Origin of the sequence: Fulvivirga kasyanovii (genome assembly GCF_009711405.1) — a bacterium.
GTDB classification, from domain to species: domain Bacteria; phylum Bacteroidota; class Bacteroidia; order Cytophagales; family Cyclobacteriaceae; genus Fulvivirga; species Fulvivirga kasyanovii.
In genome coordinates this window covers 1-444 of sequence record NZ_SMLW01000066.1, presented here as the reverse complement: position 1 = coordinate 444, position 444 = coordinate 1, and the positions used below count along the sequence as shown (strand labels likewise).

The window sequence follows — 444 nt, the reverse complement described above, 5'->3', positions numbered from 1 at the left end:
TGCGACCACATTTACCGATGGTCAGGTTATAGAAGTAGAAGCTGTATCGGCAGGTTGTGGTACATTTACAGCCAGCATTACTATACAAATCAATGCAGCTCCTGTATTGACTATAACCCAAAATCCTGATCCAGGGCTTTGTCCTGGAGTGAGTGTTGAGGTATCTGCAACAACCGGTTTTGATACCTATGAGTTCAGAGATGGTGTAGGCGGTCCTGTTTTACAGGCGGCCTCAGCGGACAATACCTTTGACGCCACAACCCTGACAGATGGACAAGTAATTGAAGTAGAGGCATTTTCCGCAGCATGTGGCGTTCTGTTAGAGACGATTACTATAAATATATTGCCAACTCCTGTACTCGCTTTAGCTCAAGTGCCAGATCCTGGATGTGATGGCAATGTAGTTGAAATACAGGCGACTTCAGGTTTTGATACCTATGAGTT

1 protein-coding gene is annotated in these 444 nt (G+C 45.0%); it reads left to right on the top strand.

The genetic code is table 11. The features are described 5' to 3' along the window. On the top strand, positions 1 to 444 hold a 444-nt coding region (locus E1163_RS30065), incomplete at both ends, for a hypothetical protein (RefSeq protein WP_185155862.1).